General features: G+C 63.2%; 8 protein-coding genes. All 8 read left to right on the top strand.

Features of this window, described 5'->3' with window-relative positions; translation table 11 throughout:
* The first annotated feature begins 10 nt into the window (after positions 1-10).
* The 8 genes from ABL840_RS19680 (at position 11) to ABL840_RS19645 (ending at position 17,623) form a co-directional block, all read left to right on the top strand.
* Positions 11-997, top strand: a complete 987-nt coding sequence (locus ABL840_RS19680) for an HlyD family secretion protein (RefSeq protein ID WP_093307853.1) — start codon at positions 11-13, stop codon at positions 995-997.
* Positions 994-2,448: an efflux transporter outer membrane subunit gene (locus tag ABL840_RS19675; protein WP_093307855.1), complete on the top strand. Its 1,455-nt coding sequence runs from the start codon at positions 994-996 to the stop codon at positions 2,446-2,448. The genes ABL840_RS19680 and ABL840_RS19675 overlap by 4 nt, the downstream gene beginning before the upstream one ends.
* A gap of 53 nt (positions 2,449-2,501) precedes the next feature.
* Positions 2,502-3,431, top strand: a complete 930-nt coding sequence (locus ABL840_RS19670) for a LysR family transcriptional regulator (RefSeq protein ID WP_093209896.1) — start codon at positions 2,502-2,504, stop codon at positions 3,429-3,431.
* 578 nt (positions 3,432-4,009) lie between these two features.
* Positions 4,010-6,262 (top strand): type I secretion system permease/ATPase, encoded by a 2,253-nt coding sequence (locus ABL840_RS19665; RefSeq protein WP_093307857.1) that lies wholly within the window; start codon positions 4,010-4,012, stop codon positions 6,260-6,262.
* Positions 6,259-7,731 carry an HlyD family type I secretion periplasmic adaptor subunit gene (locus ABL840_RS19660; protein WP_093307859.1) on the top strand — a complete coding sequence of 491 codons (1,473 nt, stop codon included), beginning with the start codon at positions 6,259-6,261 and terminating at the stop codon, positions 7,729-7,731. The genes ABL840_RS19665 and ABL840_RS19660 overlap by 4 nt, the downstream gene beginning before the upstream one ends.
* A gap of 103 nt (positions 7,732-7,834) precedes the next feature.
* Positions 7,835-8,716: a sel1 repeat family protein gene (locus tag ABL840_RS19655; protein WP_143043043.1), complete on the top strand. Its 882-nt coding sequence runs from the start codon at positions 7,835-7,837 to the stop codon at positions 8,714-8,716.
* Positions 8,717-8,732: 16 nt separating this feature from the next.
* Positions 8,733-17,195, top strand: coding sequence for a putative Ig domain-containing protein (locus tag ABL840_RS19650; protein WP_093206060.1), 8,463 nt, complete (start codon positions 8,733-8,735; stop codon positions 17,193-17,195).
* 107 nt (positions 17,196-17,302) lie between these two features.
* Positions 17,303-17,623 carry a hypothetical protein gene (locus ABL840_RS19645; RefSeq protein WP_093429425.1) on the top strand — a complete coding sequence of 107 codons (321 nt, stop codon included), beginning with the start codon at positions 17,303-17,305 and terminating at the stop codon, positions 17,621-17,623.
* Positions 17,624-17,778 lie beyond the last annotated feature (155 nt).

The following is a 17,778-nucleotide window of genomic DNA, read 5'->3' as shown; positions in this document are numbered from 1 at the left end:
CTGCTCGACCATGAATACCAAATCCGTCCGTCTTCCCGCCTGGCTGCCGCGCCCGGTACCCTCCCTCTTTCGCATGCTGCTGACCGCGCTGATCGCCGCGGCCGCCTGCTGGGCAGCCCTGCAACTCTGGGACCACTATGAACTGGCACCCTGGACACGCAACGGCCGGGTGCGGGCCGACGTCGTCCAGGTGGCGCCTGATGTTTCCGGCATGGTGGCCGCCGTGGCGGTGCGCGACAACCAGCCGGTCGCGGCGGGCGAGTTGCTCTTCTCGATCGACGCAGCCCGCTTCACGCTGGCGCTGCAGCAGGCCGAGGCTGCAGTCGCCGCCCAGCGGATCGTCATCGGCAATCAACAGGTCGCGCTGGCCCAGGCGCAGCGCGAGCGCCGCCGCAACGACGAACTGGAGGGGCTTGTCGCGCAGGAGGTGCGCGAGCAGTCGCGCCTGCGCGTCGAGCAGGCCAGAGGTGCGCTGCTGGCTGCCGAAACGGCTCTGCGCCAGGCGCAGGTGGCGCTCGAGGTGGCGCGCCTGAACCTGCAGCGCTCAGGAGTGCGCGCGCCCGCGGCGGGACGTGTCACCAATCTCGATCTGCGCCAGGGCGCCTATGCGACCGCAGGCCACCCCGCATTGGCGCTCGTGGCTGACGATTCGATCTACGTCGAGGGTTACTTCGAGGAAAACAAGCTGGCGCGCATCCGGTTGGGCGACCGGGTGCGTGTGACCCCCATGGACGCGCCCGCCCTTGAAGGCGAGGTAGAGAGCATCTCTGCAGGCATCGGCGACCGCGACCGCAGCACCGGTGCCAACCTGCTGCCCAGCGTGAATCCCACATTCAACTGGGTGCGGCTCGCGCAGCGCGTTCCGGTGCGGGTAAAGCTCGACCCGCTGCCGGCCAATGTTCGCCTGGTCGTCGGGCAGACCGTCTCCGTCGAGGTGATGGAGGACCGGGCAGCTTCTGCCGCCGCCGCGGCTCGCGTTCAGGAGCCGCGGTCATGAAGCCGCCTCGCGTCCTCGCTCTCGCAACCGCTGCCGTATGTGCGCTGCTGGCTGGCTGTGCCCATGGTCCCGTCGGCCCCGACTACGTCGCTCCGGCCGCGCTCACCGCAGCGCAGTCTGCTTCGGCCGGGCCGTTCCTCTCCGGCGGCGCGGCCGCATCGGACGCAACGATGCCTGTGCACTGGTGGCGCCTTTTCGACGACCCGCAGCTCGACGGCCTGATCGCCCAGGCCCTGGCGCACAACACCGATCTGCGGCAAGCCCTGGCCACCTTCGAGCGTGCCGTGGCCCTCGAGGCCGAGGCGCACGGGAGCGAACAGCCATCGGTCACTCTCCAGGGCGGCCCGAGTTTCGGTCACGTCTCGGGCTTGTCTGTGCTGCAGCCCGACCATGTGCCACCGAGCCGTCACAACTACAGCATGGGCATGGCCGTGTCCTATCAATTGGATCTCTTTGGCCAGTTGCGCCGCGCCGTCGAAGCCGCCGAAGCGGATGCCGGCGCTGCAGGCGCCGCGGTGGACCTGGTGCGCGTGAGCGTTGCCGGCGGGACGGTGCAGGCATATGGTTCGGTGTGTTCCGCCGGCCTGCAGTTGCGCGTGGCACAGGCGTCGATGCGCCTGCAGGAGGATGCGCTCGGGCTGGCGCTGCGGCTGCAGCGTGCGGGCAGGGCCGGCACCATGGATGCCGCGCGTGCGCGCGCCCAGCTCGAGACCCTGCGCGCCGCGATCCCTGCGCTGGAAGCCCGGCGCCAGCAGGCGTTGTACCGGCTCGCCACGCTCACGGGTGCCGCGCCGCGCGACTTTCCGGAAGCCATCAGCCATTGCGAGCAGCCTCCACGCGTGGCCGGACTGCTGCCCGTGGGCGACGGCGCTGCGCTGCTCGCCCGGCGCCCCGACGTGCGGCAGGCCGAGCGAAGCCTGGCCTCCGCGACGGCGCGAATCGGTGTCGCGACGGGCGATCTCTATCCCAAGGTGACGCTGGGCCTCTCATCGGCGTCCGCCGGCTTTGTCGAACGGTTCGCCAACCGAGAGACTTTCAGCTACAGCGTGGGGCCGCTGATCAGCTGGTCCTTTCCCAACACGGGTGTCGCGCGAGCGCGCATCACCCAGGCTGAAGCAACCGCTCGCGGCGCGCTCGCGCGATTCGAAGGCATCGTGCTGAATGCGCTGCGAGAAGCCGAAGCCGCGTTGGATGCCTATGCCCGGGAGCTCGACCGCCATGCGGCGCTCGCTGCCGCACGCGACCAGAGTCTGACCGTGGCCGATCAGGCGCGGGCGCTGCTGATCAGCGGAAAGGTTGGCCAGTTCGATGCGCTGGACGCCCAACGCACCCTGGCCTCGCACGAAGCCGCGCTGGCTGAGTCCGACGCCCGGTTGGCGGAGTACCAAGTCGGGGTATTCATGGCCCTGGGGGGCGGATGGGAGAGCGGTTCCACTGCGTCGCCCCCGTGAGGGCGAAGGGCAGTCATCTGCAATGGGCCACTTCGCGAGTGACAGGATGAAAGATGGACGGATTCGAGCTCCTCAGGACCTTTGCAGAAGTCGCCTTCCAGGGCAGTTTCTCGCGCGCAGCGGGCAGGCTTGGTATCTCGAAGGCCAGCGTGAGCAAGCACGTCGCGGCGCTGGAGGCTCGCTTCAACGTGCGTTTGCTCAACCGTTCGACGCGTTCGGTCTCCCTCACGGACGCGGGCCGCTTGCTGCAGGCGCGATGTGCGCCGCTGATGGAGATGATCGAGCAGACCACGAGCGAACTGCAGGCACGGGGCTCGCACCCGAGCGGCCGCTTGCTGATCACGGCACCGCACGGGATGGTTCAGACCGCGTTTCCGCGTCTGCTGGGAGACTTCCTCACAAGCCATCCCGACGTGCAGGTGGACCTGAAGCTGAGCAACCGCGTGATCGACCTGGTTGAAGAGGGGGTGGACATGGCCTTGCGGTTCGGGCGGATCGGCGACGAGAACCTGATCGTACGGCGCCTGCGCCGGATGGGACTGACCCTTTGCGCCACACCGCGTTACTGGGCGCGGCGCGGCATTCCGGTACATCCCGATGACATGCGAAAGCACGATGTCCTCGCCTACTCGGTCGTGCCCGGGCCGCCACAGATTGCGTTTGAGGTGGACGGTCGGCCCTATAACGTCCCCGTTCGGGGACGCATGGACGCCAACGACGCGAGTGCGTTGATCGGCGCAGCGCTGGCGGACATTGGTGCGGTATGTGTTCCCGAGCTGCTCGCGCAACCCTACGTGGAAGGCGCCCATCTGGTGCCGGTTCTTCAGGACTTCATGCCCGGCGACATCTGGCTCTATGCAGCCTACGCACAGCGCCGCCAGAACAGCGCCGCGCTGCGCGCACTGCTCGCGATGCTGGAAGTTCGTATGCGGGACAGCGTGCCTTCCCTTGCGGTCTTGACAGGTGCTGCACCTCCTGCATGAGGTAAGGCGCCGAAGTGATAGTCATGCACGCCTCGTGCAGACAGGAGGTACTTCTGAAGCTTGTAGTCCTGACCCTCGACCGACTCTTCAATCAGCTCAATGCGGTTGATCTCGGCGACGTTGTCATGCGACGAGCTTGCCCCCAGGTGGCCTCGCCGATTCGCTTCACCAGTGCCACGCTCGCATCCGAGTACGAGCTCGGCAGACGCAATTCGCCCAGGAGCCTCGCATTCTTGATCTGCAAGAGAAAAGTCTCGAGGCGGGCGATGTTTCCCGCATGCAATACGGCAAGACCAAGTCCTGCAGGAGGTGAAGGTATTCGTGGATGAACGTCGATTCGTTCTGAGCCAGCAGATCTTCAGGCGCCTGGTCGGCATCGATGCGGATGATAAAAAATGCTGGCTCGTAGGCGCTGCCGGTGTTCTTTAGAAACATGGATGCAGTTCCCTCCTGCTCGGGCCAGCGCATCGCTGTGTGCCCGCTCGATGTAGCCTAAAAGTATGTCGCGATATTGCGATTGTCAGTCAGTTCCTACTCAGGTATCTTGATGTTTCAAAAGAACACTCGAGGGATCCCAAATGGGAGTGCTGGAGGCGGCTGTACAGCCGCAGGGGGAGGAAGGGGCACGGCCGCAAGAAGCACCTGATGCAGGGGGTGCTGCAAACCCGTCTCTCGTCGCGCTGTGCACCCTCGCCCGCTTCCACCAGATCGCGGCCGATGCCTCGCTGCTGTCGCATCAACTGGGCCTTGCATCTTCCGAGGTTGTCGACACCGCCACGCTGCTGCGCGCAGCCAAACACCTGGGCCTGAAGGCCAAGTCCTCCCGCACAACACTTGATCGCCTGTCCCTGACGCCGCTGCCGGCATTGGCAGTGCTTCGTGGCGAGGATGGCTCCGAACGCTTCGTCATCCTCGCCCAGTGCGACGCCCAACGCGTCCTGCTCCAAGACCCTTCCTCTTCGAATGGTCGCCCGGTCATCGAACCCCTGGAAGTCTTCGCCTCGCACTGGAGCGGCGAACTCATCCTCATCACCAGCCGCGCAAGCCTGGCGGGTGAACTCGCCAGGTTCGACTTCTCCTGGTTCATCCCCAGCCTCGTCAAGCACAGGAAGCTGCTGGGCGAAGTGCTCTTCATCTCCTTCATCCTGCAGCTGTTCGCGCTGGTCAGCCCGCTGTTCTTCCAGGTCGTCATGGACAAGGTGCTCGTGCACCGCGGCCTCACGACGCTCGATGTGCTCGTCATCGGCTTGCTGGTCGTCGTTATCTTCGAGTCGCTGCTCAATGGCCTGCGCAGCTACGTCTTCAGCCACACCACGAACCGCATCGATGTCGAGCTCGGGGCAAGGCTGTTCCGGCATCTGGTCCAGTTGCCCCTGGCCTACTTCCAGGCCCGGCGCGTGGGCGATTCGGTCGCCCGCGTGCGCGAACTCGAGAACATCCGCAGCTTCCTGACCGGCAACGCCTTGACGGTGCTGCTGGACGTCGTCTTCTCCATCGTCTTCGTGGCGGTCATGCTGTTCTACAGCGTGCCGCTGACGCTCATCGTGCTGGCGAGCATGCCGCTGTACTTCGGGCTGAGCCTGGCGGTGGTGCCCATCCTGCGCCGGCGCCTGGACGAGAAGTTCGCGCGCGGCGCGGAGAACCAGGCCATGCTGGTGGAGACCGTCAGCGCAGTGCAGACCGTCAAGGCCACCGCGCTCGAGCCCGCCTTCGCCCGGCGCTGGGATAACCAGCTCGCGGCCTACGTCTCCGCCAGCTTCCGCACCCAGAACCTCGCGAGCTGGGCGCACGAAGGCGTCAACCTCATCGGCAAGCTCGTCAATGCCGCCACGCTCTGGTACGGCGCGCACCTTGTCATGAACAACGACCTGACGGTCGGCCAGTTCGTTGCCTTCAACATGTTCGCCCAGCGCGTGTCGCAGCCCATCATGCGCATGGCCCAGCTGTGGACCGACTTCCAGCAGACCGGCATCTCCATGGCCCGGCTCGGGGACATCCTCAACACCCGCACCGAGGTGCCGCCGAGCACCGCCGCCCAGCTCCCGGCCCTCAAGGGCCGCGTCACGCTGGACAACCTCACTTTCCGCTACCGCCCCGAGGCAGCGCCTGTGCTCAATGGCGTCAGCCTCGATGTGCGCCCCGGCGAAGTCATCGGCATCGTCGGGCGCTCGGGCTCGGGCAAGAGCACGCTGACCAAGCTCGTCCAGCGCCTGTACACCCCCGAGCAAGGACGCTTGCTGGTCGACGGCATCGACATCAGCCTGATCGATGCGGCGCAGCTCAGAAGACAGGTGGGCGTGGTGCTGCAGGAGAACACCCTCTTCAACCGCAGCGTGCGCGAGAACATCGCCATCGTCGATCCGGCAGCGCCGCTGGATGCGGTGATCCAGGCGGCGCAGCTGGCAGGCGCCCATGAGTTCATCAGCGAGTTGCCCGAGGGCTACGACACCATGGTCGGCGAGCAGGGTGCAAGCCTCTCGGGCGGGCAGCGCCAGCGCATCGCCATCGCCCGGGCCCTGTTCACCCACCCGCGCATCCTGATCTTCGACGAGGCGACCAGTGCGCTGGACTACGAGAGCGAGGCCATCGTGCAGCGCAACATGGCGCACATCTGCAAGGGGCGAACCGTCTTCATCATCGCCCACCGCCTGAGTGCGGTGCGACATGCGAACCGCATCATCGTGATGGACAAGGGCCGGATTGTCGAAGGTGGCACGCACGAGAGCCTGCTGAGCAGGCCCAAGGGCATCTATGCGCACCTGTGGGGCATGCAGGGCGGTGAGCAGCCGACGGAAGCGGAAGGCTCGAAGGGCATGGGAACTCCAGCATGACGCCCGAAGTGTCTACAACGGCTCCTGCGGCCAATGCGCCCAGCGTTCGGCATCCGGTGTTTGAGCTGCTGGGGCGCTACCGTGCGGTCTTCAAGGCGGCTTGGAAGCACCGCCACGAGCTGGCTGGCCCGAAGCGGCTGACTGATGAAGCAGCCTTCCTGCCGGCGGCCCTGAGCCTGCAAGACACCCCCGTGCATCCCGCGCCCAGGCGGCTGGCCTATGCGCTGATCGTGCTGTTCCTCATTGCATTGATCTGGGCCATCTTCGGGCAGGTCGACATCGTGGCGGTGGCGCCGGGCAAGATCATCGTGAGCGAGCGCACCAAGATCATCCAGCCGCTGGAGGTGAGCGTGGTCAAGCGGGTGCTGGTGAGGGATGGGGATCATGTCGAGGCAGGCCAACCGCTGGTCGAGCTCGATCCCACGATGGCCACGGCTGACAGGACGAACGTCAACGAGCAGCTGAAGGCGGCGCAGTCCGAAGTCATGCGTACCCGGGCGTTGCTGAAGGCACTGAATGCCGCGGATGCACATGCGCCGGATCTGGGCAAGGCCACTCCGGCAGGCTGGACCGATGAGGACCTGAGTTCAGCCCGCGCGGAGCTGAATGACGAATGGAGCGACATCACGGCCAAGCTGGCCAGGGCGGCCGCGGAGATCAACCGGCGTCAGGCGGAGATCGCGACTGCGCGCGAGGTGGTCACCAAGCTGGAGACCACGCTTCCCATCGCAAGACAAAGAGAAGCCGACTTCCGCCAACTGGCCGACCAGGGCTTCATGTCCAGCCATGCGAACCAGGATCGCACACGGGAGCGCATCGAGATGGAGCGGGACCTGGCGACGCAGCGAGCGAAGCTGGCGGAAGCCAACGCCACGCTGAGGGAAAGCGAGAACACGAGAACTGCCTATATCGCGGAGACGAAGCACAGCCTGAGGACAAGAGAGACAGCTGCTGAGCTCAAGCGCCAGCAAGGCACGCAGGACCTGGCGAAGGCAGGCCAGCGAGAGCGGCTCACCACGTTGAAGGCCCCAGTGGCGGGCACCGTACAGCAGCTCGCCGCACACACCGAAGGCGGCGTGGTCACGGAGGCTCAGCCCCTGATGGTGATCGTGCCCGATGGGGCGCAGGTGACGGCCGAGGTGACGCTGGAGAACAAGGACATCGGTTTCGTGAGTCCGGCGCAGGAAGCGGCGATCAAGCTGGAGACGTTTCCGTACACCCGCTATGGGACGGTGAACGCGACCGTGAAGACGGTGACGGCCGATGCGGTCAATGACGAGAAGCGCGGGGCGATCTTCCCTGTGACGCTCAGCCTGAGTTCCACCACCATCGATGTGGATGGCATGCCGATCAAGCTCAGCCCGGGGATGAACCTCACGGCGGAGATCAAGACGGGGAAGCGGCGAATCATCGAGTTCCTGCTCAGCCCCGTTCAGAAGGCCACCAGCGAGAGCCTGAGAGAGAGATGACGCCGCGTTCGTCGCGGGCGACTTGCAGAGGACCATGTGCTTGGTGCTGAGATATTGAGAGCGAAAGCAACCGATTGCAAATACTTAAGAGGAGATTGATTCAATGAATTCGAGGATTCCCAAGTCTGGAGGTCGCTGTCTTCGAACCTCCTTAATTTTATTGGCAAGCCTGTTTGCGGCGTCGTTTTTTTTTATTTCAGCTCACGCTTCTTCTACTGCTGCAACCATTGCAACGCCCTGTGAAATGGAGTGGGAGGCGCAGAAGTATGCGCAGCCACAATTGCCGCAAAAAAATGCAAGGCAAAGAGCCTTGGCTGAGCGAGGTGATGCTGACGCACAGTATTTCATGGGTCTGACATCACTCAATGAAGAAGAGCGGATGGCTTGGCTCAAGAAGGCAATTGCCGGCGGATCCAAAGGCGCAGCCGCATACTATGCCTATGAATTAGATGATCGCTGGAAAACACAGCCGATTGATCCTTCGAAACCAAACGGCCCGTATCAACCGGTAAATCGAATATTGCTCGAGAACTTGCTAAAGCCCGTAATTGACGCGGCACAGGCAGGTGACCCGCAAGCAGCAACTCATTTGATGCAGATGACCCGCCAACGATGGGACTATGCGGCACACGGAAATCACCCTTTTCTAAAACTCACGGATATTCCTAAATGGGCCTCTATTGCCGCGCGGGGGGGCAATCCAGCGGCGGCAGAGCTGTTGTGCGTCGCGCACGACCGAGACCATCTCAGTCTCGATGGTCTGGAAAAAAGCGACGAGCAGGCCTTCTATTGGTGCTCGATGGCTGCTCCGAGAACTTGCTCCGTCGCCGCGAAAAGTATCTTGTCAAAGCTATATGCAAGAGGAGTTGGCACACAAAAAAATGAAGGACTAGCGAAGTATTGGTCCGATAGGTTCAAAAAATCTTCTGATGGAATTTTGACGGAGCGCTTGGAAACGACGCCTCTGCCCATGTCGACACGCTAATAACCGAAGGATTGTCATGACTGAAGAAGTGGTTCCAACTTTCGATGAAATTCGAGCTGAAATCATTCGGCTAAGCCCTACTCGACAAGGTATTTCCCCCAATGCAAATATAAAAATCTGCATCTTGACCGATAGCCTGATCGAAGGGCTCTATGAAATTGGGACATTCGAAGAATGGAAGGCCAAGTACTATCCGTTGGGGAATATCTCGGACAAAGAGATTCGAGAAAACTACGAAGATGCAAAAAGCATCAATGCCAGCGTCAGTCGGTCTGCGCTAGATGCCAATGGACAGCCAGTGAAGGTTGCATTTACGGAGGCCGAGAAGGAGATCATCAAGGCGCAAGTCGTGAAGCTTTGGGGCGATGTCACCAACCTAACTTTCACATTTGTTGACGACCCCAGCGAGGCAGATATTCGAATTGGAATCTACGGGGAACGAGCCCCTGGGACTTCGGTCACACCTGTCTCCATGAACTTCGTACCGGGAGGAGGCCGAGCAGATTCCGGATACTCAGGTCCCCAGCGGCCGAATGACGTGTTTCTGCAAGGCTTCAACGCGCTCAACGGCATGGATGCGCGCAATATCAATGATCTTGCGCATGAATTTGGGCACGCCCTGGGGTTGTCTCATCCTGCTCGCGGCCGCCAATCGGATGGAACCATCGATGGGGCACTGGCAAAGAAGTACGACTCGCTTCAATGGGCGCTGATGAGTTACAGCAACAACAGCGGCGGTCGCTTGCAAAGTACCACGCCAATGCTGTTTGACGCTGTCGGGTTGGAGGCGCTGGGGTTGCTTCGCAGTGACATCAACTTGGGTGACACGGAGCACATCATCGATGCTGTCAACGGCGCCAAGATCATCATGGATTCTGGCGGGACCGATACCTTGGCGGCCAAGTACAAGGCTGCCGATGGAAGCATCCAGGTCAGCGACCTTTCTGCGGTCATCGATCTGCGAGCGACAAATTTTGCAGAAGGAAAAACCTATCTCAGTTCAATTCCCACCATCGGTGAGCACTTCAATAACGTTGCAATCTACCAGGGCGTACTTATTGAAAACGCCGTTGGCGGCAATGGCAATGACATGCTGATCGGCAACGATGCCGCGAACAAGCTTGATGGTGGCAAAGGAAACGACAGATTGGAGGGGGGCGCAGGTGCTGATACCTATGTCTTTGGAGCGAACTGGGGGAAAGACACGATCATTGACTCCGACGGTCTCGGCAGCATCCAGATCAACGGTCAGCCATTCGGCGGCCTGGCCAAGGCGAGTGGCGGGGGATGGGTCCTGAAGCTGGGTACAGGCACGTATCGGCTGAAGATCAGAGTGGCGCCGAATGACACAGAACCACAACTGGTCGTTACAAAGGACGGGGATCCCAAGAACAGCCTCGTCATTGAAAAATTCAAACTGGCGGACGCTCTAGGAAATGGCTATCTGGGCATCAAGCTTGCCAAGGGAGTCGTCGTCGCCATGGAGGGAGCAGGTGCCAATCCGCTCGAGGATCCTGACTTCGATCCGGCTACGGTGGCAGGCAGCAGCATCGTTCAAGAAGGCGCGGGCAAGACGGTCTCCTTCTACCTGGGGCGCCCTGCTCGCGCGGGTGAGACGCTGACGCTTTCACTCTCGGAGCTCGCGAGCCAGTTCCAGGTCGTGTTGGGCGACAGTACGGTCCCGATTGGCGACGCGATCATCGTGCTCAAGGAGGGGCAGACCTCGGTTTCTGTTGCACTGATCCAAGTCGGCGACGTCGACGAGGATGGCAGCGGCAATCTCACCGCGACCCTGCACGGACTCGATGGCGATGTCACCTCCAATGTCTGGGGCATTGAGTTGCGTGACGGCGGCGATGCCACCAAGACATACAACGGCGACCAACGGGCCTTGATCAGCGGCATCGAAGCAGACTTCAACGTGCACCCGGGTGATCCTGCTTTCAACACCTACAACTGGGGGGCCACGCAGTGGGCGCCCGATGGAACGCTGATTGGCGGGATCGCGGAGGAGGACTTCAACGACGTCATCTATGGCAGCGACGGCAAGGACCGGATGAACGGCTTGGGCGGCAACGACGCGCTGGATGGCCGAGCCGGTGACGACGTGCTGGACGGTGGCGTGGGCGATGATTTGCTCGCTGGCGGAGCGGGCAGTGACACGATCCGGGGCGGGGCAGGCAAGGATGTGATCCTGAGCGCCACGGGACTGAGTGCTTTTGCTCGTCAGCCAGATGACGAGTGGGCGCCACCGGGTGGTTCGACCGCCTGGACCCAGGGCAGCAACTGGGGCGTCTACTCCAGCGGTGGCAGTGGTCGAACGATCGAGGGCGGCGGTTCCATCTTCATGGACACCGCCGGAGACGTTGTGGACGCGGGCGACGGCGACGACATCGTCATTGCAGGGCGCGGCAACGATCACATCCAGGGCGGCGACGGTGACGATGCGCTCTGGGGACACGGCGGTGATGACGTTGTCCTGGGCGGGGACGGTGCCGACGCGCTCAATGGCGACGGGATCAAGGATTCTGGCTACTACCAGACAGTGGCGGACGCCGAGCACGGCAACGACTTTCTCGATGGTGGCGCGGGGGATGACGACATCACGGGCGGTGGTGCCAACGACGTGCTCTACGGTGGGCTGGGGGCGGACCTGCTTTGGGGTGATACCCGCAGCGAGGACGAGCTCGCTGGCGAGTTCCATGGGGAGGACTATCTGGACGGGGAGGCCGGAGACGACCAACTCGTCGGCGGCGGCAAGGACGACACCCTCTTTGGTGGCATCGGCAATGACAACCTGTGGGGCGACAACGACTCCGAAGAAAAGCTGGCCGGCGAGTTCCACGGGGACGACTACCTGGACGGCGAAGACGGCAATGACCAGCTGATAGGTGGTGGGGGGAACGACACGTTGCTCGGCGGAGCTGGCGCGGACGTCATGTTGGGCGACGACGATGCCAGCCAGCTGGAAGGCAGGTTCCATGGCGTGGACTATCTCGATGGCGAGGATGGGGACGACGAATTGACCGGCGGAGGCTCGGACGACACCCTGCTCGGCGGAGCCGGAGATGACGCGTTGCTGGGCGATTCATACAACGAGACCGACCTGGCGTCTGAGTTCCACGGGGACGACTACCTCGACGGCGGTGCGGGGGATGACCAACTGGTCGGCGGTGGCAAGGACGACGTCCTCTATGGCGGGGCGGGAAAAGACCGCATGTGGGGCGACCACGACAGCACGCAGAAGCTGGCCGGGGCCGCGCACGGCAATGACTACCTGGATGGCGGCGCCGACGATGACCTGTTGTTCGGCGGCGGAAAGGATGACACGCTCATTGGCGGCGACGGTGCCGACGAGCTTGTCGGCGATCTGGTCGAGGCGCAACTGGCCGGCGAGTTCCACGGGAACGACACGCTGGACGGCGGAGAAGGCGACGACCGTTTGTTCGGGTTGGGGAAGAATGACACTCTGCGTGGCGGTACCGGCAACGACCTGCTGATGGGCGACGGGCAAGTGTCGGAGCTCGCTGCGCAGTTCCACGGCAACGACTATCTCGATGGCGGTGACGGGAACGATGCTCTCTTCGGTGGCGGCGGCGACGACGTGCTGATCGGTGGTGCCGGGGATGACTTCCTCTCCGGGGAAGACCAGCAGAGCACGTTCTCGACAACAACGCTGACAGGCAACGATGCTCTCTATGGAGGTGATGGCAACGACACTTTGGTTGCGGGAGCAGGCAACAACTATCTGTCTGGCGATGCAGGCGACGACTATCTGTGGGGGAGCGGGGGAGACGACGTCCTGCTCGGTGGAAGTGGCAACGACTTCATCCGTTCGGGGGCCGGCAACGACACGCTGAACGGCGGAGAGGGCGCGGACTTCTACTATGTCGCCCTGGGCAGCGGTGCGAAGCACATCTCCGATGTGGATGACGACTCGCACAATGTGCTGGTGCTCGAAGGCGGGTTCAACTTCGGGCTTGTCCGACTCTCGCTCGGCTCGCTCGTGATCGGCGATGCTACGGGCACCACCGAGATTCATCTCGATGGTGTCGACTACGACGATCTGGCCGGGACTTCGCCTGTCCAGGAAATCAGGTTCTCCGATGGCGTGACGATGTCCATCGCGCAACTGATCGATGCCGTGCCTGTCGATATCCCGACGACCGAGTTCGCAGACACGGTGCGCGGTACTTCAGGCCGAGAGGTCATCCACGCCCTGGCCGGGGACGACGTGGTCGACGGCCGGGGCGGCAATGATTCCCTCGATCTTGGCGAGGGCAATGACATCGGCCGCGGCGGTGACGGCGACGACATCGTTCTCGGCGCGGGTGGCAACGACCAGCTCTACGGCGATGCCGGAAAGGACCGCTTGGAGGGCGGTGTCGGCGACGATCTGCTGGATGGCGGCTCGGACGACGACAGCCTGATCGGCGGAAGCGGTGATGACACACTCCTTGGCGCAGCTGGCAACGACGAACTGCTGGGCGAAGATGGCATCGATATCCTGAATGGCGGCGACGGCAACGACAGCCTGAGCGGTGGCACGGGCGACGATGCGCTGGAGGGCGGCACAGGAGATGACGTGCTGCTCGGAGGCGCTGGCGCCGACCAGTTGAACGGAGGCGAGGGTGCCGATCGCCTCGACGGAGGCCTGGGTGCCGACGCCATGGTCGGCGGCGCGGGCGATGACGAGTACCACGTCGACGATGCCGGCGACACCGTCAGCGAGGCACAAGGAGAGGGCCGCGATGCCATCTTCACCAGCATCGACTATGTTCTGGCCGAGAACATCGAAGACCTGCGCATCGTCCAGGGCTCCCTGGCCACGCACGCGACCGGCAATGCCGCGGACAACGCCATCGTGGGCAACAACCTCCTTGGCAGCACGCTGCGCGGCATGGCGGGCAACGACACCATCGATGGCGGCGCGGGCAACGACCTGCTGGACGGCGGCGAAGGCGCTGATCTGATGGCTGGTTTTACCGGCGACGATGAGTACCTCGTGGACGACGCCGGGGACCAGGTCAACGAAGCGTTCGCAAGCGGCGTCGACTCGGTCTTCGCCACCGTGAGCCATACGCTCTGGAGCAATGTCGAGAATCTGACGCTGGTGGGCCTCAATGCCCTGGATGGCGCCGGCAATGAACTGGCCAACGTTATCACCGGAAACGCGCTCGACAACACGCTCCGTGGCGAAGGCGGCAATGACACCCTTGTAGGCGGCGCGGGCAACGACGTCCTTGACGGCGGCAGTGGTGTCGACACGCTGGACGGTGGAGATGGCGACGACGTGTACAAGGTCGACAGCGCGCAGGACGTCATCGTGGAGGCTGCCGGCGGAGGCACCGACACGGTCATGAGCACGATCAGCTACGTGCTGGGGGCCGGTCTGGAGAATCTCACGCTGATCGGCCAGGATGGCCGCAACGGCACCGGGAATACCGGTGACAACGTCATCGTGGGCAACGAGTACGAAAACCGGCTGGATGGGGGCGGGGGCGAAGACCATCTGGAGGGCGGCGCGGGTGACGACACCTACGTGATCGACAGCGCCGGCGATGTCGTGGTCGAGCTCGAGGGCGAAGGCCGCGACACGGTGGAGATTGGGCGGAGCTTCTCGGTCTCGGAGATCGCGAACATCGAGAACGTGACGCTGACCGGCACGCTGAACATCAATGCCACGGGGGACGATGGCGACAACATCCTGATCGGTAATGCTGGTGACAACGTGCTCGACGGAGGCCTCGGGGACGACGTCATGGCGGGCGGTGCGGGCAACGACACCTACATCGTCGACGAGTACGACAACCGAGTCACGGAGCATCAGGATGAAGGCACCGACACCATCATCCGCAATTTCGACACGACCTACGTGCTTGAAGGCAACGTCGAAAACCTGACGCTCGCAGGCACCGTCTACCGGGGCAACGGCAACGAACTCGACAACGTCATCACCGGCAACGACGCCGACAACAACCTGCTGGGGCTGGGCGGCAACGACACGCTGATCGGCGGCGGCGGAGACGACGCGCTGTTCGGCTCCGAAGGCCAGGACACGCTGATCGGTGGCACCGGGGACGACTACTACGAGATCGATGACGCGGGCGACACCATTGTCGAGAACGTGGGCGAAGGCGATGACTTCGTTCGCTCCTCCATCAGCTGGACCTTGGGCGCCAATGTCGAGCGGTTGGCGCTGGATGGAACGGACGACCTCTATGCCACGGGCAACAACCTGGCCAACGGCCTTTGGGGCAACGACGGCAACAACCTGCTCACGGGCGGCCAGGGCAATGACTTCCTCTCGGGCGGGGCCGGCGACGACGTCTACGTGTTCAACGCAGGCGATGGCCAGGACACCATCGACAACACCGACGCAATCGATGCGCTCGACACGCTGCGCTTCGGTGCGGGCATTGGCGAGAACGATGTGTTGGCCTTCCAATCGGGAAGCCATATCTTCTTCAAGATCAAGGGAACCTCCGATCAGATCGCGTTCCTCGACTACTACGGCGCGAACACCCAGAGCGGCGGCGTCACGATGGACCACAAGATCGACCGTGTCGAGTTCGCCAACGGCACGGTGTGGGACCAGGCCATGATCCAGACGGTGGTGGACCGGGCCAACAACAATCACGCGCCGACCGTCAACAGCAACCTGCCGACCTTGCGGGCAAGCCAGGGCACCCTGTTCACCTATGTGGTGCCGCTCAACACCATCACCGACCCGGACGCGTGGGACTCGGTGATCTACAGCGCGACCATGCCCAACGGCGATCCGCTGCCGTCCTGGCTGTCCTTCGATGCACAGACGCGCACGTTCTCCGGGACGCCGACATCGGCCAACCTCGGCAGCCTGCAGTTCGTGCTCTGGGGCACCGACAACTACGGCTCCGGCACGGGTTTCTATGTCAACCTGAGCGTCACGCCGCCCAACCAGAGCCCGGTCATCGTCACGCCATTGGCCGACCAGAGCGTGGCCGAGGGCACCGCGATCAACTACACCATACCGTCTGGCTCCTTCACGGACCCGGACGCGGGCGACAGCCTGAGCTATGTGGCCACGCTCGCAGATGGTTCGGCGCTGCCTTCGTGGCTCAGCTTCAATGCCAGCACGCGCAGATTCACCGGCACGGTGCCCATCGGCTCGCTGCAGCCTTTGAGCGTGCGGGTGACGGCAACGGACCAGGGCGGGCTCGCCGTTCAGGACGTGTTCAACATTGCCGTGACGGTGCAGAACCTCACGCTCAATGGCACCACGTCGGCCGAAACGCTGACTGGCCGCTCGGGCAACGACACCCTCAATGGCAGCGGTGGAAACGACACGCTGATCGGCAACGCAGGTAACGACAGACTGAACGGTGGTACTGGCAACGACACGATGAGCGGCGGCACGGGAGACGACACCTACGTGGCGGACTCGACTTCAGACGTCGTGAACGAGAACGCCGGCGAGGGCACGGATACCGTGGAGTCGAGCGTGACGTGGACGTTGGGTGCCAATGTCGAGAGGCTGACGCTCACGGGTACGACGGCAATCAACGGCACCGGGAATGCACTGGACAACCTGCTGACCGGCAACAGCGCCGCGAACACGCTGACCGGCAACGCCGGCAATGACGTGCTCGATGGCTTGGCCGGCGCGGACACGATGAAGGGAGGGACCGGAGACGATACCTACTATGTCGACAACGCCTCCGATGTGGTGACCGAACTGGCGGGCGAGGGCACCGACACGGTGATCTCGACCATCACGCACACGCTGGCCGCCAATGTCGAGAACCTGCGCTTGAGCGCTACGGGTGCCGTCAACGGCACCGGCAACACGCTCGACAATATCTTGTATGCCGGTGCCGGGAACAACACGCTGAACGGGTTGGGGGGAACGGATACGGCTTCGTATCTCTACGCGGCCTCCGCTGTCACAGTCAGTCTGGCCGTCACCACGGCGCAGGCCACCGGCGGCTCGGGTAGCGATACGCTGCAGAACATCGAGAACCTGGAGGGCAGTGCCTTCAATGACACCCTCGCAGGCAACGCAGCTGCCAACGTGCTGGAGGGTGGTGCAGGCAATGACACCCTGACAGGCGGGGCCGGCAACGACACCTACCGCATGGAGAGAGGCCAGGGAAGCGACACGATCGTCGAGAACGATGCCACGGCGGGAAATGCCGATGTGGCCCTGTTCGGCGCCGACATCGCGACGGACCAGCTGTGGTTCCGCCAGGTCGGCAACAACCTCGAGGTGAGCGTGATCGGGTCTTCCGATCAGTTCACCTTGAACAACTGGTACCTGGGCAGCCAATACCACGTAGAGCAGTTCCGGACCAGCGACGGCCGCGTGCTGAGCGACAGCAACGTGCAGAACCTCGTGCAGGCGATGGCGAGCTTCTCTCCGCCGGCGGCGGGGCAGACTACGCTGCCGCCGAACTACCAAAGCAGCCTGAACGCCGTGATTGTTGCCAACTGGCAGTGATGGGCGTGCCTCGGGTGCATCCTTGTGTACCCGGGGCGCTGTTTTCAGGGACTGCTTCGCGCTGTCGCGATTCCGCTGGTTGAGGCAAGCGCAGCAGACCACGATCCGTGGCGGATCGGGATTTTCTGTCCGGTCGCCATGATGCGCTACCGGCACATGGACTGGCGTCTCGCAACTGGCTCAACCTGTTCGTGGAGCTCTACCTGGTGAAGCTGATGCCGGAGGTCAAACTGTATGTGACCTTCCAGCAGGCACGGCTCGCGTTTCTGTACTTTCTGTCAGAAATGGTCAGCTACCGCCGCGGCCCGAAGGCGGTCACAGCAGGACAGGAGGCTCGCTGCTGTCCTGCTGTGACGGTACTGCCGCATCGAGGCCATCCATGCTGGAGGCTTCCGTATCTGTCGGTGATGGTCATGCTGCGCGAGTAGCGCCATGTCGCAGAGACGTCACTGAACACACTGCCCGTGCCAGTGTCCGCTGCAGTACCTGGATGTCTGTTCATCTGAAGGCGGCAAGTGACCGAGGCGCGCTCCTATATTCAAGGGATGTGAACGTGCCCGGGCTCCTCTAGCATCCGGGTGCG

The sequence above is a fragment of the Variovorax sp. NFACC27 genome (assembly GCF_048301545.1).
Classification (GTDB): domain Bacteria; phylum Pseudomonadota; class Gammaproteobacteria; order Burkholderiales; family Burkholderiaceae_C; genus Variovorax; species Variovorax gossypii.
Note: the sequence above shows the minus strand (reverse complement) of the source record. Positions and strands in the feature narration are given on the sequence as shown.